The following is an 18,903-nucleotide window of genomic DNA, read 5'->3' on the forward strand; positions in this document are numbered from 1 at the left end:
CCCACTATGATTGCGAGCGTGGTCGGAACAAACACGAAGAAGACGAGCCGCCGTGCGGTCTACGAGCTCCTCCGCAAGAGGGTGCTGACCATGGAGCTGCCCCCGGGAGCGGCGCTGTCGGAGAACGAGCTGGCGGCCGCGCTCGGCGTGAGCCGCACACCGGTGCGCGAAAGCCTCATCCTGCTGGCCGAAGAAGGTTTGGTGCAGGTCTTCCCGCAGGTCGGCTCGTTCGTCTCGCGGGTCGACCCGGTCAAGGTCGCGGACGCCCAGTTCCTGCGCGAGGCCGTGGAACTGGCAGCACTGGACGACCTGCCTCCCGTCCTCGACCCGAGTCTGGTGCGGGATTTGGAGACCAATCTGGAGCGGCAGCGGCAGCCTGGCATCGACCTGGAGGAGTTCTTCGCCCTGGACGAGGCCTTCCACCAAGGCCTGTTACGGCTGAGTGGGCACGCGAACGCGTGGGCCACGGTCGTCGCAGCCAAAGGCCACCTCGACCGGGCCCGGCGCCTTGGCCTGTACGACGCCAGTTCGCCGAGTGCGTTCGTGCTGCAGCACACGGAGATCTTCGACGCCGCCACCCGAGGCGACGCCCAGCTCGCCCGGACGGCGATGCGCACCCACCTGAGGGCCGTGTTCGACGACGTGGAACGCATCAGGGCACGGTCCCCCGAGCTGTTCTCGTCGAACTCCACCTCGGTGCCGACCAGACGGAGCATCGCGGTCTGGGAATGACGTCGTCGTCGCGGGCACCCACTGTCGGTGTCACGTGATACCCCGCGTTTCAACAATCGCCACCTGTCGGCAGCTAAAGGGCCTTGCGGGCCATCGTGAGTCGTGAGTGGCAACGAGTGTTCTAACACTTGTTGCCACTCACGACCCCACGCGGTCGCCTGACCTGCCGGGCAGGAGTTCAGACGCCGTGGTGGGGGAAGGGCGTCAAGATCGGCTTCCCGCATGATCAACACCCTCAGCGAGACCGTATTCGAGAACGGACGGCCGTACTTCCCGCATGGCGACGAGCCATGTCCGGCACGCGGATTCAACGAAATTCAGCGCCCTGACCAGGCATTAGTGACACTTTTTCATGAACTGTTACCTGCCTGGCCGGGTGTTCGATAGGGTGCGGCGGGTGGCTCCGATCGGAGCACGGTCTTCGGGGAAGGTGTATGCACATGCGGCGAACTCTGGTCGTTGTGGCGTGCCTGGGAGCAGTGGTCACGGTCGGCGGCTGCGGTGGGGCGGACGGCAACACGGCGTCGGGGCCGAGCGGATCGGCGCCCGCCGCGCAACCGCCGACATCCGCGGCGCCTGAGGCCAAGACGGCCGATCCGCCCACGGCGTTCGATGCGGGCGGCGCCGTCGCGTTGCCTGCTCAGGCGTTGCGCGCCAATGTGGCTGGCAACGTCGTGTCGAAGTTTCTGACCCTGCGCGAGCGCACCGGCTATATCGTGACGCCGTCCGCGATGAACGCGGTGGACGTGTTGACTGGCAAGCAGAAGTGGACCGTTCCGATCGAGGGCGTCCCCGGCGATCCGTACAACCAGAGTGGGCCGTTCGTCAACTCAACAGGGCCGCGCCCACCGGCTGTCACGGACAAGCTCGCGGTCGCCGCCGTGCCGGTCGCCATGCCGGAGAAGGGCACTACCCCGTCTTACGTCGCGCTGTCGGTGGTCGCCGCGGACGCCGAGAAGGGCACCAAAGCGTGGCAGGTCGACATCAAGGTGTCCGACAGTCAGTACGACAGCGCCGGTAACGCCGTCACTCAGGTTGTCGCTGTCACCGACAAGGCCGTCGTCGCTGTCTACAGCCGCCAGGACGAGGAGTATGTGACGGTCGCGCTCGACCCTGCCACCGGTAAGACGCTGTGGGAGCGCAAGGATTACGCCGCCGGCAGCCTCCATGGCGACATCCTCGTCGGCACTGACTACAACGTGGCCGAGAACTCCTCGATGAGCCAGGCCACCGCTCTCGACTTGGGCACCGGCCAGCAGAGTTGGACCGGCGCCCTCAAGTCCGGCCAGCTCACCATGGTCCCCGCCGATCCGGCACTGGTCGTGGTCAACCGCACCGACTACGGCACCGGCCACCCGTTCCTGCTGTTCCTCGACCCCGCCACCGGCGCGGAGAAGACCAAGCTCGTAGGCGAGGGCACCTTCGGCCCCACCGCCTACGGCGACTGTCTCTACGACGAGCGGTCCGTACTCGTGTGCCAGCAGGACGGCGTGCTCACCGGTTACGACGCCAAGACCGCCGGGAAACTCTGGAGCCTGCCCGACGAGGCCGCGAACCGTGTCGCGCCCGCCAGTCTCACTGTCGCGTGGCACGGCGCTCTTTACGGCAAGACGCAGGGCGGCCAGCCCATCGTGCTGGACGCCAAGACGGGGAAGGACCTGTCCGTCGACGACGTCGGTGTCGCCCCGGACTGGGTCAGCAAGTACGCCGGTATCACCGCCGACAAGGACGGCACGCCCCAGGCGTATCCGGTCAAGAACTGACTCAGGCGGATTCGCGGATCACCAGGTCGGTCGGCAGGATCAGCGACGTCGGCTGTTCGCCGTCGATCAGCCGGACCAGCATCCGCGTCATCTCCCGGCCGAGCGCATCGATCGGCTGCCGCACGGTGGTCAGCGCGGGGTGCGTGTGCTGCGCGGTGACGATGTCGTTGAACCCGACCACCGCGACGTCGTCGGGCACCGAACGCCCACGCTCCCGCAGGACTTTCAGCGCCCCTGCCGCCATCGCGTCCGAGGCGACGAACACAGCGTCGAGGTCCGGGTGCTCGTCGAGTAGCCGCGCCATGCCTTCGATGCCGCTGGCCTCGCTGAAGTCGCCGTGCGCGACGCGGTGGTCGGGCAGTCCGGCCAAGGCGAGGGCCTCCCGGAACCCGAGGTAGCGGTTGACGCCGGCGTGCTGGTCGGTCTGGCCGGTGATCGTCGCGATCCGTTGCCGCCCAAGCGATAGCAGGTACTCGACGGCCTGGCGGGCGCCGCCCCTGTTGTCGGCGTCGACGTAGTGCGGGGGTGTGCGGTCCAGCGAGCGCCCGCCGTGCACGACCGGCACCTGGCCCTCGTCGGCGATCTTCGACAGTGGGTCGTTCTCTCGCAGCGCCAGCAGCATGACGCCGTCCGCGGCGCGCGACTGCAGGATCCGCGTCAGCCGGGAGCGGCCGCGTTCGGACGCCGCGAGCACCAGCATCAGCTGGAGGTCGGTCTCCTCGATGACGGCGTTGACCCCGGCGATCACCTCGGCGAAGAACTGGTTGGCGAACAACGCCGGGTCGTCGCTGGAGATGGCGAGCACCACCGCGCCGCGGCGGGCGGTGGCCAGCGACCGGGCCGCGGTGTTGGGCACGTACCCGAGTTCCTCGATGGCCCGCTGCACGGCTTCGCGCGCCTTCTTACTGACGTGCGGGGCGTTGTTGATCACCCGGGACACCGTGCCGGTGGACAACCCGGCCAGGCGCGCCACTTCCTCGAGCGTCGCCGGCCGGTTGCTCATCGTGCTCTCCCCCTGGTCGATCGGACGGTCAGCTTAACAAGGCTGTAAGCGCTCACAGGCCGTGCCGGGCGATGACGGCGGCGTACCAGCGGGCGCTGTCCTTGAGCGTGCGCTCCTGCGTCTCGTAGTCGACGTGCACGAGCCCGAACCGCTGCGCGTACCCGTAGGACCATTCGAAGTTGTCCAGCAGCGACCACGCGAAGTACCCCTTGAGCGGCACCCCCTGCGCGATCGCGGACGCGCAGGCGCGCAAGTGGTCCTTGAGATAGGAGACCCGCGCGTCGTCGTGCACGGGTTCGTGGAAGGCCGCGCCGTTTTCCGTGACGTACAGCGGAATGGCCGGATAGTCCCGGTTCAGCCGCGTCAGCAGCCGCGACAGGCCGCGGTCGTCGATCTCCCAGCCGATCGACGTCCGGGGGCGGCCGCCGTCCACTTGGGTCACCCGATCCGACCCGACGTACGCCGACGGCCGCGGTGCGCCCCCGCCGGCGACGAGCATGGGGGAGTAGTAGTTGATCCCGAGGAAGTCCAGCGGCGCGGAGACGGTCTTCAGATCGCCCGGCAGCACGTGGTCGAACGCCGTGACGCCGGCCAGGTCCGCCTGGATGTCGGCGGGGTACTCGCCGAGCAGCACCGGGTCGAGGAACAGCCGGTTCTGCATGCCGTCGATGCGGCGCGCGGCGTCGAGGTCGGGTTCGGCGCGGGACGTGGGGGAGACGTGCGTCAGGTTCAGGGTGAGGCCGATCGTGCTGTCCGGCATGGCTTCCGCGGCGAGGCCGTGGCCCAGCAGCAGGTGGTGGGCGGCGCGCACGGCGGCCGCGGGTTCCCGTCTGCCGGGTGCGTGCCGTCCGGTGGCGTAGCCGAGGAACGCCGAGCACCACGGCTCGTTCAGCGTCGTCCAGTGCGTGACGCGGTCGGCGAGCGCTTCGTGCACGATCGCCGCGTAATCGGCGAACCGTTGCGCGGTGTCGCGGTTCGGCCAGCCCCCGGCGTCTTCCAGCGCCTGGGGCAGGTCCCAGTGGTAGAGCGTCGGCCACGGCTGGATGCCGTGCTCCAGCAGCGTGTCGACGAGCCGCCGATAGAAATCGAGACCGCGTTGTTCGACCGCGCCGGACCCGTCGGGCTGGATCCGCGGCCAGGCGATCGAGAACCGGTAAGCGCCGAGGCCGAGCTTTTGCATGAGGGCGACGTCGTCGCGGTAGCGGTGGTAGTGGTCGGCGGCGACGGCGCCGGTGTCCCCGTTGTCGACCTTGCCCGGGGTGGCCGCGAAGGTGTCCCAGATGGACGGTCCGCGCCCGTCCTCGTCGACCGCTCCTTCGATCTGGTGACTCGAAGTCGCCGCGCCCCAGAGAAAACCGGGCTCGAAGGTGCTCACGCCTTGACCGCTCCTTCCATGATGCCGCCGATGATCTGTTTGCCGAAGGCCAGGAAGACCAGCAGCAGCGGGACGCAGGCGACGAGCGCGCCCGCGAACATCAGCGTGTAGTCGGTGTAGTAGCTCGTGGACAGCTGGTTCAGGGAGAACTGCACCGTCGGGTTGTCGTTCTCCAGCACCGCGATCGGCCAGAGGAACTCGTTCCAGGTGCTCATGAACGTGAACAGGGCGAGCACCGACGCGCCGGGCCGCAGCGCGGGCAGCACGACCGCGAGGTAGATCCGGAACGTGGAGCAGCCGTCGATGCGCGCGGCTTCGATCAGCTCGTCCGGCACCGAACGCTCGGCGTACTGCCGCATCATGAACACGCCGAACGCGGAGACGAGGAACGGCACGATGACGGCCTGCAGCCGGTTCTGCCAGCCCAGCTCCACCATGATCATGTACAACGGGATGATGCCCATCTGCACCGGGATCATCATCGTGCCGAGGATGACCACCAGCAGACCGTTGCGGCCACGGAAGCGCAGCTTGGCGAAGGCGAACCCGGCCAGGGTGCTGAAGAAGACCACGGAGACGGTGACGACCACCGACGCGATCGCCGAGTTCACCATGCCCGTGAGGAAGTTCGCCCCTTCGGCGGAGAACAGCCGGCCGATGTTGTCGAAGAGGTTGCCGCCAGGCACGAGCGGCGGTGGCCAGTCGCCGACGACGTCGTTCGTGCGGGTGGCGACCACGAACAGCCAGTACAAGGGGAACGCGGAGAGCACGATCCCCGCGATGAGCGTGAAGTAGACCAGGGGTGAAGTCTTCCGCATCACTTCGACGACCTCCGGGTGATGAGGAAATTGATGACCGCCAGGATGGTGATGAGCAGGAAGATCATCCACGCGATCGCGGAACCGTAGCCGAGGTCGGCGTCGCGGAAGGCCTTCTCGAACATGTACATCGAGACCGTCTGGAACTGCCGCAGCGAGCCGCCGGAGATGGCGTAGGTGCCCTGCCCGAAGATCAGCGGCTCGGTGAACAGCTGCATCCCGGCGATGGTCGACATGATCACCGTGAACACGATCGCCGGGCGGATCATCGGTACCGTGATGCTCCGGAACTGGCGGATCTTGGACGCTCCGTCCACTGTGGCCGCTTCGTAGAGCTCGCGGGGGATCGACTGCATGGCGGCGAGGTAGATCAGCGAGTTGTAACCGGTCCAGCGCCAGTCGACCATGACCGAGATGGCGATCCAGGAAGACCACTTGTCGGCACGCCAATCGATCGGGACCATGCCGAAGAGGTCGAGGATGCCGTTGACCATGCCGGCGTCGCGGTCGAAGATCTGGCTGAACACGATGCCGACCGCGGCCACCGACGTGACGGTCGGCAGCAGCACGCCCATCCGCAGCAGGAGCCGTCCCCGCAGCTTCTGGTTCAGCAGCGCGGCCACCACGAGGGCGAGCAGCAGCTGTGGCACTGTGGCCAGCACCAGCATGCCGAGGGTGTTGACGACCGCGTTCCAGAAGTCCGGGTCGCCGAAGAGCGTGGTGTAGTTGGCGAAACCGACGAAGCCGCCGTCCCCGCCCAGATCCCAGTCGTGCAGCGAGACCCACGCGGTGTACAGCAGGGGGAACAGGCCGAAGACGCCGAAGATTAGGAAGAACGGGGCGATGTAAACGTAGGGCGAGGCCTTGAGGTCCCATCGGGACAGCAGGCTGCCGCGTTCCCGGCGACGTGGCGGCGCCGGGTTTCGTTCGGCCGCGCGGGGCCGTTGCTGGGTGACCAACTGTGTGTCCTTTGTGGATGGAGCTGTGGAGGCCGGGCGGGGCGCGTCCGGAGTCGACCCGCGCCCCGCCGGCCGGCTACTTGACCAGGCGCTTGGCTTCGTCGACGGCCTTGCCCCAGGCCTCGTCCGGCTGGAGCTTGCCCTGTTCGACGGCGAGCAGCGCGTTGGTGAACCGGTCGCCGATGGCGACGTTCGCCGGGCCGAGATACACCGGCTTGACGGCCTTGGCGCTGGCACCGAAGATCTTCCCGACCGGGGCGTTGCCGAAGTAGGCGTTGGTCAGCCCCTGGACGGCGGGGTCGTCGATGGCCTGCGTCGAAGAGGGGAAGTTGCCTTTCGCCCCGAACGCGCCGATCTGACCCTTCGCGCTGGTCAGGAACTTCACCAGCTCGACGGCCTGGTCCTGGTGCTTGCTCTGCGTCGGTACGGAGAGGAACGACCCGCCGCGTACCGCGCCGTTGCCCGGCACCTTGGCGACATCCCACTTGTCCGCGTTCTCGGGACCTGCCTGCTTCTCGATGGTCGCCAGCATCCACGACGGGCAGGCGATGGTCGCGAACGTGCCCTTCTTGAAGCCTGCGTTCCACTGTGGACTGTACTGGTCGAGGTTCGCCGAAAGCCCGGCCTCGATCATTCCGACGGTCTGGTCGTAGGCGCCGCGCACGGCGGGATTGCTGTCCACGACCAGGTTGTTCACCTTGTCGTAGTAGGTGTGGTCGCCCTGCTGCATCAGGATGTTCTGATACATACCGCTGGAGGAGTCGTAGAACTTCGCCCCGGTGTTCGTGGTGAGGAAGCGCTTTCCGGTGGCCAGGTAGGCATCCCACGTCGGCCAGAGTGCGCCGACCTGTTCGCGGTCGGTGGGCAGGCCGGCCTTCTGGAACAGGTCCTTGCGGTAGCACATGCCCTGGGCGCCGATGTCGGTACCGAGTCCGATCAGCGCTTTCCCGTCCGAGGTCAGGGCCTGGTTCCACTTCCAGTCGAGGTAGTCCGGCTTGAGGGAGTCCGCACCCTTGTCGAGCAGGTTGACGAACTTGTCCGGCTTCGCGATGTACTGGCTGATGATGCCCTCTTCGAGCGCCACGACGTCGCCGGCGCCGGAGCCCGCGGTCATCCACTGCTGCAGCTTGGGCGTGTAGTCGCCCAGCTTCCCGATGTTCTCTTCCTTGATCGTCACCCCGGGGTGGGTGGCCTCGTACTCCTTGTACAGGGCGTCGTAGCCGAATTGGCTGAACGTCTTCACCACGAGGGTGACCGGGCCGGACGCGCTCTGCTGATCGCTCGCGCCGCCGCAGGCGGTGACGGCGACCAGGGTCCCGGCCACGGCGGCGGCCAGCAGTGTTCGCCTGAGTCTGGCAGGCATGAAAACCTCCACTTGCGAGGCCGATTCCGGAACCGCTAACAGTCCGTACGGCCTTCATCACGACTTTGTGAATACACCTTCACCTGCTGCGACGCTGCGGCTGTGCCGGTGGGACGCTCACTGGCTTGCGCCAAAATTGGAAGCGCTTACAGGACTGTAACCCGGAGTTGGTTTGGTTGGGAAGAGTCCTCTGTCAAGAGCTCGAGACGGTTGACACACCGGCCTTCCGGGGCGCACCATCCCGCACTGACGCTGTGGCGTGCCGGCCCCCCGACGATCCCCAGGAGATCCGGTATGTCCGTAAGACCCAGGCTGCTCGCGGCCTTTCTACCCGTGCTGTTCGTCGTGTCGCCGGCTCCGGCCGCGTACGCCGGCGCGCCGTACGAGCGGGTGCTCAACGGCACCTTCGACACGACCAAGGCCCCGTGGTGGAGCAGTGGGTCCACTCCGTCCCGAGTGGACACCGGCCGCCTGTGCGCCGACGTCCCGGCCGGCACGGTCAACCCGTGGGAATCGATGCTCGGCGAGAACGACATCCCCTTGGAGGCGGGTCAGCCCTACACGCTCCGGTTCACCGCGACGGCGTCCGCCGACGTCACGATCCGCGCCGGGCTCGGCCTCGCGGTGGCCCCGAGTACGACGATGTTCTCGAAGACCGCCGCCGTCACCGGTACCCCGAAGACGTTCACCTTCACCGGCAACTCGAGCCTGTCCACCTTGCGTGGCCAGGTGAACTTCCAGTTCGGAGGCGCCACCAAGGCGTACACGTTCTGCGTGGACGACGTCTCGCTCACCGGCGGCGCCATCCCACCCGGCGGTGGCCGCGACTTCGGCTCGCCCGTGCGAGTCAACCAGGTCGGGTACGCCACTTCCGGACCGAAGCAGGCGTCCATTGTGGACGCCGCGACAAAGCCGGTGCCGTGGCAACTTCGCGACAGCACGGGCAAAGTCGTGAAGAAGGGACAGACCCGGGTCCAGGGTGACGACTCGGCCTCCGGTGACCACGTGCACCTCGCGGACTTCGGCGACTACCACAAGGAAGGGACCGGCTACACCCTCGCGGCCGGCTCGGCCGTGAGCGAGCCGTTCGACATCTCCCGCAACCCCTACGACGGCCTGCGCAAGGACTCGCTGGAGTACTTCTACCTCGTCCGCAGCGGCGCCCCGATCGACGCCGCGTACGTCGGTGACGCCTACGCCCGGCCCGCCGGGCACATCGGCGTCGCGCCCAACAAGGGTGACACGTCCGTGCCCTGCCTGCCCGGGACCTGCGACTACTCCCTGGACGTCAGCGGTGGCTGGTACGACGCCGGCGACCAGGGCAAGTACGTCGTCAACGGCGCGCTCGCGGCGTGGCAGCTGATGGACAGCTATGAACGGTCACTGTCCACAGGTGACTGGCCGAGTCTGAAAGACGGCCTGCTGAAGGTGCCCGAAGCGGGCAACCGTGTCCCCGACGTGCTCGACGAGTCACGCTGGGAAGTGGAGTTCCTGCTGAAGATGCAGGTCCCGGACGGGCAGCCCTTGGCGGGCATGGCCCACCACAAGATCCACGACCTCGCCTGGACCGCGCTGCCGACCCAGCCCCATGCCGACGCGCAGCCGCGCTACCTGCACCCGCCGTCCACCGCGGCGACGCTCAACCTGGCCGCCGCGGCCGCTCAGTGCGCCCGCGTCTGGCAACCCTACGACCGTGTGTTCGCTGCGAAGTGCTTGGCAGCGGCCAAAACGGCGTGGCAGACCGCGCTCGTGCATCCGGCGACGTACGCGCCGGACGAAGACAGTGTCGGCGGCGGCGCGTACGACGACACGGACGTCACCGACGAGTTCTCCTGGGCCGCGGCGGAGCTGTACGCGACGACCGGCGACCGTGCTTACCTGAAGTCCGTCACCACGAAGATCACCGCGGACGGGTTCTCCTGGCGGGACACCGGCGCGCTGGCCGACCTTACGATCGCCCGGCTGCCGTGGCGCTTCCCGCTCGGCCGGGTGCTGGCCGCGCGGCAGCGGATCCTGGCCGTCGCCGACCAGTACGTGCGCAACATCGGCTCGCAGGGCTACCCGAACCCGTTCAAGTCCGCGGCCTACCCGTGGGGCTCGACGAGCTCCACCACCAACAACGCACTGGTGATCGCGACGGCCTACGACCTGACGCACCGGCCCGGCTACCGGGACGCCGTCCTCGAGTCGATGGACTACCTGCTCGGCCGCAACGGGCTGAACCAGTCGTTCGTCACCGGCTACGGCGAGCGGGCCAGCACCAACGAGCACAGCCGGATCTGGGCGCACCAGCTCGACCCGAAGCTGCCGGCCCCACCGCCGGGCTCGTTGGCCGGCGGTCCGAACAGCGGGCTGCAGGACCCCGTCGCCCAGCAGAATTTGCCCGGCTGCGCGCCCGCGAAGTGCTACATCGACGACATCTTCTCGTACTCCACGAACGAGACGGCGATCAACTGGAACTCGTCGCTCGCCTGGATCGCGGCCTTCGCCGCGAGTAAGTAGGCCCACCCGCCGCAGGCTCCGCCGCACCCACCCGCGTGCGGCGGAGCCGACTCCTGGGCCCGCGGCAGCCCGTCCCCTAGGAAACGCCGCGCCACATCGATCATCACTGGTGAAAGGTCGATTCCGAACGCGGCGATACCCAGTTCGTGCAAGTGAGCGGTGACGTGCCCCGGCCCGCAGCCCACGTCCGCCACGGAACCGCCGCCAGCGATGCGCACCATGTCGGCGAACAACGCCAGAGCTGCTCGCAAGTACGGCTGCTCGGCCATGGCGCTGCGCGTCTGGTCGGCATAGCTGACCGCGACTGTGTCGTAGGAGGTCCGGGTGTCTGTCAACCAACCGTCCGCGTTCACGTCCGACACCGTAGGCGATGATCACGACAAGTTCAGAGAAGCTTGTGTCAGATGCTCGCTCCTTCGACCTGACCCGGCCCAATGGGCACGGCTTGCCGAGATCCGCGACAACTTGATCGCCCGAATCGCCGAAGCCGACACGGAAGGCTGACTCGGCGAGGTCGAAGGCCTCCAGGTCAGCCTGGCTTCCGCCAGCTCGATCGGGGCCACGGGCGGCATACGGCCGTGGACCTTGGCATCCTCACCACGTCTGGTGATCGATGAACCCACGAAGGTGGGCTGCCGCATGACCCTCAACCAAGATCGAGAACAAGTTTCAAAGCGGCGTGCATCAAACGCCCTTCAGAACACGATCAAGTGCCGCCCGGCCCGCAGGTCCCCAGTTCGGCTTACCGCCGGGAAGGCCCCGATCTCCGTTCTGTCCCATGAGCATCAGGAAGAGGCTCTTCATAGCGGCCAGCCCGCGGGCGCGCAGGATCGCCGCCTCGTCTGCTTGCGCGTACATGTCGAAGAACCGTGAGGCCGTGCCCGCGGGTAGCAGCACCCATGCGGCGGCGAGGTCCCACGCGGGATCGCCGGCGAACATGTCACCGAAGTCGACGATGCCCGAAAGCGTTCCGTCCGAGACGACGACGTTCGCGGGATGGAGGTCGCCGTGCACCCATACCGGCGGGCCCTCCCACGCGTGGGCCGCGACGGCGTCGTCCCAGACGGTCCGGACGTCGGCAGCGATGTCGTCGGGGGTAACGGCCTGGAAGAAGTTCTCGAAGCCGTCCGTGCAGTTCCTGGGATGGGCTCCGCGGTCTGTGGCGATCGGTGCCTCGGCGGGTGCCTCCACATGGAGCGCCTGGAGGAAGCCCGCCAGCGTGTCGGCCGCGTGGGTGCCGCGGCTGATCGTGGCGTGGTCCAGCGGCTCGCCGGGAACCCACGTCATCACGGTCCAGTGTTTGGGGAAGCGCTCGGACGGTTCGCCGAACCGCACCGGGGTCGGCACCGGGAGCGGCAGGCGCGGGGCCAGCACGGGTAGCCACCGCCGTTCCTTGAGCTGGAGCTCCGGGGTGGGGTCCATGCGCTGCATGCGCACGGCCAACTCGTCCCCAAGGCGCCACATTTGGTTGCCCCAGCCGCCCGCGACCTCGCGGATGGTCAGCCCGGCAAGGTCTGGATGTTGGTCTTGCAGCAGGTCGCGGACCAGATCTGCGGTGACCTCGATCTCGGTGTCAGCCATGCGAAGTCACAGTACTGAGGCAGCAGGTGGAGCGGCTCTCGCTCTCCGGACCCGGCCGCGGCTGCTGGAGATCATCGCCAACCTCCGCGAACGCATCGAGGAAGCCAAGAGCAACGGCTGGCTTGGAGCGGTCACCGGTTTGCAGACCAGCCTGAACGAAGCAGCCCGCAAGCTGGTCAGCCTCGACCGAGCCCACGAACGCCAACCGGCCGGGACTGTCAACCTCGGCCTGCCGATCATCGTCGAACCGAAGCCCTAAACCGACCTTGGGACCATTCAGCTGAAGCTTGACACGAGGACCGGACCGTCCACATAGGACAACGTCCGGTCCTCTGCTTAAAAGCGACGATCAGATGGCGCGAATGACGTCTGAGACCAGCATGGGCGCTTGCGGGAGAACGCGCTGCGCATATGAGACCAGCTCGTACCCTTCAGGCGAACATGCCAGGCTGCCGCTACCCGGCCAGGTTAAGGGTTTCACCGGCCGGCTGCCCTGCGACTGGCGGCCCGGAAGGCGACGGCGGAGTGGGGCCGGCGAGTACCGGGTCGGCGCCGCCCTGGTCGAGCCGGAACGGCGGATAGCGGTCGGTCATCAGTGCGGTGTAGGCGGCCACACGCAGCGCCCAGCGGTCTATGCCGAGCACGAAGTCATACAGCGGCTTCGGGTACCCGCCGGTGAACAACAGTACGATCGCGGCGATCAGCAGGAGCAGCGTGACGAGGCCGGCGCCGCTGGAGCCGGTGTTCCAGCCAAAGTCGGTGGTAGCGCCGGAGCTGGCCCACAGCCCGCCGCCGACGAGGATCGACAGCACGATGAAGTGCGGCAGGGCCAGCAGCCACCACTTGACCAGTACGAGGCCCCGGGACAGCCGCTCAGGGTAGGGCACGTCGAGGTGCGCCGGGTAGTCGGCCACCTCGGCGAGGGTGAAGGGCGGATAGCGGTCGGTGCCCAGTGCGCCGTAACCGTAGTAGTTCACCCGCCAGCTCCAGCGCAGCACGCCGACGTTGAAGTCGAACAACGGTCGCGGATAGCGCGCGGTGATCAGAATGGCGAAGAACGCGATCACGCTGACTACACAGAAGGCGACCCACAGGAAGAACAGCACGACGACGTGCGGGATCAGTAACAGCCATTTGACCAGCCACAGGCCGCGGGAGCCCGACGGCTCGAGCGCCGCGTCGACGCGGACCGGGTAGGGCGTACGGGGATCGGTCATGGTGTGCTCCCTGAGGCTGGTGTCCGGGGGAGGACAGAGACGACGAGCTTGCCTCGGGTCTTCCCGTCGAGCAGGTGGCGGATGGCCGCGGCGACCTCGCCCAGTGGGTAGGTGTGGTCGATCGCGGGGGTGACCTTTCCGTCCTCGATGAGCGCGCCGAGCGCGATCAGGTCGACGGCGTTCTCCTTCGCGACGAAGGTGCCAAGCTGCTGGCGGACGAACGGCGAAAGCAGCTTCGCCCGGATCTGGCGGTCGCTGCCGCCGAGCAGCCGGCCGCCGCTCTCTCCGCCGACGATGACCAGTCGTCCTCGTGGTGTCAGAACCCGCCGTAGATCGGACAGCCGGGCGTTGCCGCCGATGTCGAGGACGACGTCGTAGCGGTGTCCGCTGTCGGCGAAGTCGGCACGGGCGTAGTCGATGACGTGGTCGGCGCCCAGGGCTCGGACCATCTCCACCTTGCCGACGCTGCAGACACCGGTGACGTCCGCGCCGAATGCCTTCGCGATCTGCACAGCGAACGTACCGACACCGCCCGAGGCGCCGATGATCAGCACCTTCTCACCGGCCCGGACGCGTCCGTGGTCGCGGACCGCCTGCAGGGCGGTTGCCCCCGAGACCGGGACGGCAGCAGCCTGTTCGAAGGAGAGGTTCGCTGGCTTCGGGGCGAGCTTGCCGGGGCGAGCGATCGCATACTGCGCGAAGGTGCTGGTGGACATCCCGAACACCTCGTCGCCCGGGGCGAAGCCGGTGACGCTGCGGCCGACCGCCTCGACCGTTCCGGCCAGGTTCCGGCCTGGGTTGGCGCACTTCGGGCGGCGCAGTCCGAAGCCTGCGAGCCGGATCGGATAGGGCAGGCCGGACATGATGTGCCAGGTGCCCCGGTCCACGCTGGCCGCGCGCACCCCCACCAGGATGTCGTCGTCCCCCATGGTGGGTGTGTCGATCTGCGCGACCCGGAAGAGGTCCTCGGGAGCGGAGCTGTAGCGGTCCTGCACGACCGCCGTCATCGTTGCTCCTCCGGTCTCGCGAGGGGGACCCCTGAGTCTGTCGAGGTGCGTTGAGCGCATCGTGACCTTCCCACTTTCATTGTTGATCTCTGCACGGTGTACCTGATTTGTACGCCGTACAAAGAACCGTCTACCCTGCTGGTACCGAAGTCAAGAGGAGGAAGGCACCATTGTCCGAATCAGGTAGGCGACGCCCTCGCGGTCCGCGGCGCGCCCTCACCGAGAACGAGATCCTCGACGCGGCGCTGAGCCTGCTCGACCACGGCCCGGATGCGGCGTCCGTGCGGGCGATTGCCGCGCGGGTGGGCGTGGCCCCGAACGCGATCTACACCTACTTCCCGGACAAGGCCGCCGTGGTCAACGCGCTCGTCGAGCGGCTGCTCGGCGAGGTGGACCACGACGTCTTCGCCGACCGTGCGCAGCCCTGGCGCGAACGCGTGGAAGCGCTGGCCCTGGAACTACGAGCAAAACTGTCCGCACATCCGGGCGCGGTCAGCCTGATGGTCGGCAGCCGACTGGATGGGTCCAACGCGCAGGCCCTCACCGAACGGCTCCTGCAGGTGCTGGCCGACGCCGGACTCGACCCCACCGACGCTGCGCGGGCGTCCTACCTGCTGATCGTCTACATCTTCGGCTCGCTCGTCCTGGAAGTCGCCGATGTGCAGCACAAGGTCCCGCTGCCGGCGGAGTCGGAACGGATCGCCACCCGCCAGCTCGCCTTCTCGGCGAGGCCGCCTGAACACTTCCCGCACAGCGCCGCGGCGGCGGCGACGATGGCCGGCTACATCTCCACCGAGCAGTACCTCTGGGGCCTTCGCCGGATCCTCGAGGGCCTCACCGCCCGAGTGGCTATGGAGCGGGAGTCCGTCGGATCCGACTGAGCCGCCTCCCCTCGACCCAGCCCGCAAGCTACTACCGTCTTCAGAATCGCCGCCGCGTCCTCGCGTTGCGGATGGGCTCTCGTGAAGAGTCGGTGATCAGGCAGAGCTGGCGCGCGGTGAGCAGACCGGCCCGCTCAGCCCGAGGACGAGGCCGCGTTACGGGCCGCGGGCGGCCAGGAGCTCGTCGACCAGTACAAGCGGGCCCAGGAGGCGGCCGGCAAGACCGTCATCGACTGGATCATCGAAAACGGCGGCCAGATCCTGGTCGACCTGTTCATCGGTGGGATCAAGGCGTGCCTCAACGACCTGGGCATCGTCAACTGCATCCTCGGCGCCATCGACCTGGCGTCCCTGGGGCTGGTGGCCTTCAAGGCCTTCAAGGCCTTCAAGGCCTTCGAGGTCGGCAAGGCTCTTTGGCGCATCGGAAGCGGCCTGGGGAAGTTCATCGAAGAGGGCAACGCGGCACGCCGGACGATCCAGGAGGGGGTCTCCGCGATGAGCTCGGCACGAATGGCGTGCTGAACTTCGCGGCCGACACCGCCGGCTGGTGCCTGCCTAAGGGTGGCGGCGGAGCGACGGTCGCCGGCCGCTGGTTCACCGAACACGCCTTGGAGCGGATGGCGCCTCGCACTGCGGAGGTGATGGACGAGCTGGAGGCCAGGTTCAACCGCCGAGTCGCTGCCCAAGGGGACAAGCTCAACGATCCCGTGAAGTACAAGAAGTTTTATGAGGAGAACTATCCCGCCCCGCGAGGCGTGCCGCCATCCGTCGTGGCGGCGGAGATCGCCAACCCCGGTTCCACGAGCCGCGCTAAGGTAACCCTCAATGACCTGGGTGACGTGGTGACGGTGATCTTGGTATGGGTGATTTCGACGACGGCGACGAGACGTCGGTGACCATCGGCTCGAAGGCCGGTGATCGCCTGATAATCACCGTGGTGGGCCGGATGCACATCGACGCCACCGACTTCTCGGACGGGAACTGGCTCTTCAGTCCGGTCGACGTCGCGGCGGGCGGGTTCACCGCCCGGGTGCCCGCAGGGTTGCGGGCCGAGGAGTTGCGGGCCTTCCGGGAAGAGCTCGCGAAGGCTTACGACGATTTCGGTGGTGTCGCGCGGTTGAAGTCTATGGAGGACTGGCTCGAACTGACCGTCACTGTGGCCAAGTCCGGGAAGGTGGCAGTCGAAGGGCTGGCCATCGACGGACACGGGACGGGGAACAAGCTGTCCTTTCGCATCGGTGACCTCGACCAGTCCGAACTGCCCGCGATCGTGGACGCTCTGTCCGCGATCGAGGCAGAATTCCCGGTGGTCGGCAAGCGCTGACGTCCGGCCGCAGCTCGGTGAAGGCTTCAACACTCCGCGAGCTTCCTCTCCAGACCACCTGGACGAGGCCGGTTCCGTGCCGGCGGATCTGGCTGCGCGACGGCTCCAACACCTTCGTTGTGGACTACGAGTTCAGCGGTTACTCCGACGTCGCCGTGGACGCCGTCGAGTCACTGCCGTATCTCATTGCGCCCGCCCGCTCCCTGAGTCAGAACGACAGATGATCACCCGAAGGAGTGGGAACGCCCTGTTCCTGGGCGGATCAGAGCCTCGCGTTCCCGACGAGGAACCCCGGAACTCGCGGGTTATCTCTTACTCCACCGAGGCCGCAGGACAAACCCTCAGCGCGCCGTCCTTTCAGGACAGTAAGGCCTCCGCGACTTCAGAACCCGCCGCCCCAGCTCGAAACCAGCAGCACACCGGCGACCGGTTCCCACACAACAGCATTCAGGAATCGGCGAACCGACCCACTTCCGTCCAGTTTGTACTCGTAGGCAATGTCTGACCCGGTGGCGAGCCGGCCGCCGTCGGGCTTTGCTAGCATCGGCTCGATCCACGCCGGGGCAGCAAGGACCCCCAACAAGCACGTCACCTTCGGATATGGGCCGCACTTCTGTATCGGCGCCTTTCTGGGCCGCGTCCATGTCAGCGCGATATTGGGCGGACTACGTGACCTAGTCGGCGGCATCCGGTTGACGGCACCGGCACAGCGGCTCCATTCGAACTTCGTCTACGGATATCACACGGTGCCCGTCAGTTTCGTCCCCGAACTCTGAGGCCGGGTGGCATCGTCCCTTCGCAACGCAGGGAGCTTTCTGCCGTCGACAGCAAGGTTTTCGTCATGCCGGTCAACCGTATTGCGGAGCTCTTTTCACCATGTTGACGGCTGCCAGGAACCCGTCTTCGCTGGGTTCCTGTGCCTCCAGCACCAAAGCCTCCCATGCGCTGTCATCGCCGAACCAGGTGCGGACAAGGAGCGAGGCGCTTGGCAACGAGATCATCCGTGAACTCTAGGGCAAAGCGCCGGGCTCCTTCGGGTCCGGAAAATACCTAGTCCTCCTGGCGGTCGGTGAAAGTCACCAGGATCTCGTGGAGATTTGTGGCGCTGAGAGTGTGTTGTGGTCGAGTTGTTACGGTTCGGCGATTGAGCTTGCCCCGCATTGTCCAATGCGCTGTGGTTCTGACCGATGGAGGGCACCATCTGTGCTTTCCTGACTGTTTTCAGCCAGAGCACGGCAGGTGTTGGAGTCTTTGCGGGACTCATCCGAGGCTGTCGGTCTTCACGCGACCAGCGCGCTGTACACCCTGAAGGAGTACGACTCAGGTCGACTTCGCTGATGCCGGGCCTTCGTAGCGGAGCGCTCCTTGTCTTGTGCTGTGAGCAAGCTGTTGGCTGACAGTTCGCCTTGCCCATTCCGCGACGTTGGCTGTTGGTCGGGTTGCCCGTGGATGCTGAGTTCGCATGGAGCTCAGGTACTTGGAGTCGTTCCTGGCCATCTCCGAGGAACTGCATTTCGGCCGTGCCGCGGTGAGGCTGCATATCTCGCAGCCGTCGTTGAGCCAGCACTTGCAGCGCCTGGAGCGTTCGGTCGGTGTGCGGTTGGTCGACCGCGGCCCGCATCAGGTGGCGTTGACCAGCGCGGGCGAGGTTTTCCGGGCGGAGGCACGCCGTCTGCTGGAGGGACTGCGGGATGCGGTCGAGATCACCAGAGAGGTCGCCACGGGGCAGGCCGGCACGGTTCGGGTCGGGTTCAACTACCCGGCCGGGCGGCGAATCCTGCCGCCGACCCTGAGCGGGATGGCACGCACGTATCCGCGGTTACGGGCCGTCCTGGTCGAGAAGCGTTCCGGTCCGCAACTGGCCCACCTCGCCGCCGGCGAACTCGACGTGGCACTTGTGTTCGGCGCCCCGGCCGATCCGTATTTCGCCTCCCGGATGGTGTTCCGCACCCCGCTGATGGCCTTGGTCGCCGCCGGGCATCCACTGGCGGCCCGGCGTGCCGTGCCCTTCGCGGAACTGGCAGAGCACCGCTGCATCCTGTTCAACCGCGACCTGAGTCCGGCTTCGCACGATGCGCTGACAGAGGCGGCGGAGCAGAACGGGATCACCTTGGACGTGGTGGACGAAGTGGACGACTCGCTGGCGACGGCGATGGTCGTGGCGGCCGGTTCGGTGGTCGGTTTCGCATCCGCCGCCCGCGCGGTCGAAGCGGTCGGGATGGGGCTGGCCGCCGTGGCGCTGGTCGATCCAGAGCCCATGCTGGACATCTGCGTCGTGTGGCCGGCGCGGGAGGCGGTCACGACCGCGCGCAGCTTCCTGTCGTGTCTCGAAGCGGCCGGCCCGTTCACCGCCGCAGGCTGATGGTCGCGCATACCAC

General features: G+C 67.2%; 18 protein-coding genes and 2 pseudogenes. 10 read left to right on the forward strand and 10 right to left on the reverse strand.

Translation table 11 applies throughout. The features are described from left to right. Positions 1-18: 18 nt before the first annotated feature. Both VGP60_RS09310 and VGP60_RS09315 read left to right on the forward strand, forming a co-directional pair. Entirely contained in the window at positions 19-732 is a 714-nt protein-coding gene (locus VGP60_RS09310; protein WP_327547500.1) for a GntR family transcriptional regulator, read from the forward strand. Between the two features lie 440 nt (positions 733-1,172). Next, complete coding sequence (locus VGP60_RS09315) at positions 1,173-2,495, forward strand: PQQ-binding-like beta-propeller repeat protein (protein WP_327547501.1); 1,323 nt, start codon at positions 1,173-1,175, stop codon at positions 2,493-2,495. Position 2,496: 1 nt separating this feature from the next. Here the strand turns inward: VGP60_RS09315 and VGP60_RS09320 are convergent, their stop codons facing one another. The 5 genes from VGP60_RS09320 to VGP60_RS09340 all read right to left on the reverse strand — a co-directional run bounded on the left by VGP60_RS09320 (position 2,497) and on the right by VGP60_RS09340 (position 8,013). Next, positions 2,497-3,498 carry a LacI family DNA-binding transcriptional regulator gene (locus VGP60_RS09320; RefSeq protein ID WP_327547502.1) on the reverse strand — a complete coding sequence of 334 codons (1,002 nt, stop codon included), beginning with the start codon at positions 3,496-3,498 and terminating at the stop codon, positions 2,497-2,499. Between the two features lie 52 nt (positions 3,499-3,550). After that, on the reverse strand, positions 3,551-4,873 hold the full coding sequence (locus VGP60_RS09325; protein ID WP_327547503.1) for a GH1 family beta-glucosidase: 1,323 nt from the start codon (positions 4,871-4,873) through the stop codon (positions 3,551-3,553). Then, complete coding sequence (locus VGP60_RS09330; RefSeq protein WP_327547504.1) at positions 4,870-5,691, reverse strand: carbohydrate ABC transporter permease; 822 nt, start codon at positions 5,689-5,691, stop codon at positions 4,870-4,872. Before VGP60_RS09330 ends, VGP60_RS09325 begins: the two co-directional genes overlap by 4 nt. Then, positions 5,691-6,650 carry a sugar ABC transporter permease gene (locus VGP60_RS09335; RefSeq protein WP_327547505.1) on the reverse strand — a complete coding sequence of 320 codons (960 nt, stop codon included), beginning with the start codon at positions 6,648-6,650 and terminating at the stop codon, positions 5,691-5,693. Before VGP60_RS09335 ends, VGP60_RS09330 begins: the two co-directional genes overlap by 1 nt. A 76-nt stretch (positions 6,651-6,726) precedes the next feature. Further along, positions 6,727-8,013 carry an ABC transporter substrate-binding protein gene (locus VGP60_RS09340; protein WP_327547506.1) on the reverse strand — a complete coding sequence of 429 codons (1,287 nt, stop codon included), beginning with the start codon at positions 8,011-8,013 and terminating at the stop codon, positions 6,727-6,729. A gap of 294 nt (positions 8,014-8,307) precedes the next feature. Here VGP60_RS09340 and VGP60_RS09345 point away from each other — a divergent pair, with 294 nt between their 5' ends. After that, the gene (locus tag VGP60_RS09345) at positions 8,308-10,515 is read left to right on the forward strand and encodes a glycoside hydrolase family 9 protein (protein WP_327547507.1); all 2,208 of its coding nucleotides are present in this window, start codon (positions 8,308-8,310) and stop codon (positions 10,513-10,515) included. 83 nt (positions 10,516-10,598) lie between these two features. Here VGP60_RS09345 and VGP60_RS09350 read toward each other — a convergent pair. After that, positions 10,599-10,868, reverse strand: a pseudogene (locus tag VGP60_RS09350) (methyltransferase domain-containing protein); the annotation flags it as partial. Positions 10,869-11,199: 331 nt separating this feature from the next. Next, positions 11,200-12,096: an aminoglycoside phosphotransferase family protein gene (locus VGP60_RS09355; RefSeq protein ID WP_327547508.1), complete on the reverse strand. Its 897-nt coding sequence runs from the start codon at positions 12,094-12,096 to the stop codon at positions 11,200-11,202. On the opposite strand from VGP60_RS09355, the gene VGP60_RS09360 reads away from it, so the two are divergent. Next, positions 12,095-12,355, forward strand: a complete 261-nt coding sequence (locus tag VGP60_RS09360; RefSeq protein ID WP_327547509.1) for a hypothetical protein — start codon at positions 12,095-12,097, stop codon at positions 12,353-12,355. The genes VGP60_RS09355 and VGP60_RS09360 overlap by 2 nt on opposite strands. A gap of 241 nt (positions 12,356-12,596) precedes the next feature. Here VGP60_RS09360 and VGP60_RS09365 read toward each other — a convergent pair. Both VGP60_RS09365 and VGP60_RS09370 read right to left on the reverse strand, forming a co-directional pair. Next, positions 12,597-13,313 (reverse strand): annotated as a pseudogene (locus VGP60_RS09365) (DUF4389 domain-containing protein); the annotation flags it as partial. Continuing rightward, positions 13,310-14,320, reverse strand: coding sequence for an NAD(P)-dependent alcohol dehydrogenase (locus tag VGP60_RS09370; RefSeq protein WP_327547511.1), 1,011 nt, complete (start codon positions 14,318-14,320; stop codon positions 13,310-13,312). The gene VGP60_RS09370 and the pseudogene VGP60_RS09365, both read right to left, overlap by 4 nt. Before the next feature lie 170 nt (positions 14,321-14,490). Here VGP60_RS09370 and VGP60_RS09375 point away from each other — a divergent pair, with 170 nt between their 5' ends. The 5 genes from VGP60_RS09375 (at position 14,491) to VGP60_RS09395 (ending at position 17,301) form a co-directional block, all read left to right on the forward strand. Next, on the forward strand, positions 14,491-15,201 hold the full coding sequence (locus VGP60_RS09375; RefSeq protein WP_327547512.1) for a TetR/AcrR family transcriptional regulator: 711 nt from the start codon (positions 14,491-14,493) through the stop codon (positions 15,199-15,201). Between the two features lie 360 nt (positions 15,202-15,561). After that, the gene (locus VGP60_RS09380; protein WP_327547513.1) at positions 15,562-15,723 is read left to right on the forward strand and encodes a hypothetical protein; all 162 of its coding nucleotides are present in this window, start codon (positions 15,562-15,564) and stop codon (positions 15,721-15,723) included. Beyond that, complete coding sequence (locus tag VGP60_RS09385) at positions 15,717-16,097, forward strand: hypothetical protein (protein WP_327547514.1); 381 nt, start codon at positions 15,717-15,719, stop codon at positions 16,095-16,097. Before VGP60_RS09380 ends, VGP60_RS09385 begins: the two co-directional genes overlap by 7 nt. Continuing rightward, complete coding sequence (locus VGP60_RS09390) at positions 16,061-16,525, forward strand: WapI family immunity protein (RefSeq protein WP_327547515.1); 465 nt, start codon at positions 16,061-16,063, stop codon at positions 16,523-16,525. The genes VGP60_RS09385 and VGP60_RS09390 overlap by 37 nt, the downstream gene beginning before the upstream one ends. Before the next feature lie 497 nt (positions 16,526-17,022). Then, on the forward strand, positions 17,023-17,301 hold the full coding sequence (locus tag VGP60_RS09395) for a hypothetical protein (RefSeq protein WP_327547516.1): 279 nt from the start codon (positions 17,023-17,025) through the stop codon (positions 17,299-17,301). Positions 17,302-17,373: 72 nt separating this feature from the next. Here the strand turns inward: VGP60_RS09395 and VGP60_RS09400 are convergent, their stop codons facing one another. Next, on the reverse strand, positions 17,374-17,526 hold the full coding sequence (locus VGP60_RS09400; protein ID WP_327547517.1) for a DUF6924 domain-containing protein: 153 nt from the start codon (positions 17,524-17,526) through the stop codon (positions 17,374-17,376). Positions 17,527-17,987: 461 nt separating this feature from the next. Here VGP60_RS09400 and VGP60_RS09405 point away from each other — a divergent pair, with 461 nt between their 5' ends. After that, the gene (locus VGP60_RS09405; protein WP_327547518.1) at positions 17,988-18,887 is read left to right on the forward strand and encodes a LysR family transcriptional regulator; all 900 of its coding nucleotides are present in this window, start codon (positions 17,988-17,990) and stop codon (positions 18,885-18,887) included. Positions 18,888-18,903: the final 16 nt, after the last annotated feature.

It is taken from the genome of Amycolatopsis sp., assembly GCF_036008905.1.
Taxonomy (GTDB): Bacteria; Actinomycetota; Actinomycetes; order Mycobacteriales; family Pseudonocardiaceae; genus Amycolatopsis.

Bases quoted from the DNA above. Each gene is read 5' to 3' on its own strand.
- VGP60_RS09340 (WP_327547506.1), bottom strand. From the start codon at position 8,013: ATGCCTGCCAGACTCAGGCGAACACTGCTGGCCGCCGCCGTGGCCGGG.
- VGP60_RS09315 (WP_327547501.1), top strand. From the start codon at position 1,173: ATGCGGCGAACTCTGGTCGTTGTGGCGTGCCTGGGAGCAGTGGTCACG.
- VGP60_RS09345 (WP_327547507.1), top strand. From the start codon at position 8,308: ATGTCCGTAAGACCCAGGCTGCTCGCGGCCTTTCTACCCGTGCTGTTC.
- VGP60_RS09400 (WP_327547517.1), bottom strand. From the start codon at position 17,526: ATGATCTCGTTGCCAAGCGCCTCGCTCCTTGTCCGCACCTGGTTCGGC.
- VGP60_RS09320 (WP_327547502.1), bottom strand. From the start codon at position 3,498: ATGAGCAACCGGCCGGCGACGCTCGAGGAAGTGGCGCGCCTGGCCGGG.
- VGP60_RS09330 (WP_327547504.1), bottom strand. From the start codon at position 5,691: ATGCGGAAGACTTCACCCCTGGTCTACTTCACGCTCATCGCGGGGATC.
- VGP60_RS09395 (WP_327547516.1), top strand. From the start codon at position 17,023: ATGTCTGACCCGGTGGCGAGCCGGCCGCCGTCGGGCTTTGCTAGCATC.
- VGP60_RS09405 (WP_327547518.1), top strand. From the start codon at position 17,988: ATGGAGCTCAGGTACTTGGAGTCGTTCCTGGCCATCTCCGAGGAACTG.
- VGP60_RS09360 (WP_327547509.1), top strand. From the start codon at position 12,095: ATGCGAAGTCACAGTACTGAGGCAGCAGGTGGAGCGGCTCTCGCTCTC.
- VGP60_RS09390 (WP_327547515.1), top strand. From the start codon at position 16,061: ATGGGTGATTTCGACGACGGCGACGAGACGTCGGTGACCATCGGCTCG.
- VGP60_RS09370 (WP_327547511.1), bottom strand. From the start codon at position 14,320: ATGACGGCGGTCGTGCAGGACCGCTACAGCTCCGCTCCCGAGGACCTC.
- VGP60_RS09355 (WP_327547508.1), bottom strand. From the start codon at position 12,096: ATGGCTGACACCGAGATCGAGGTCACCGCAGATCTGGTCCGCGACCTG.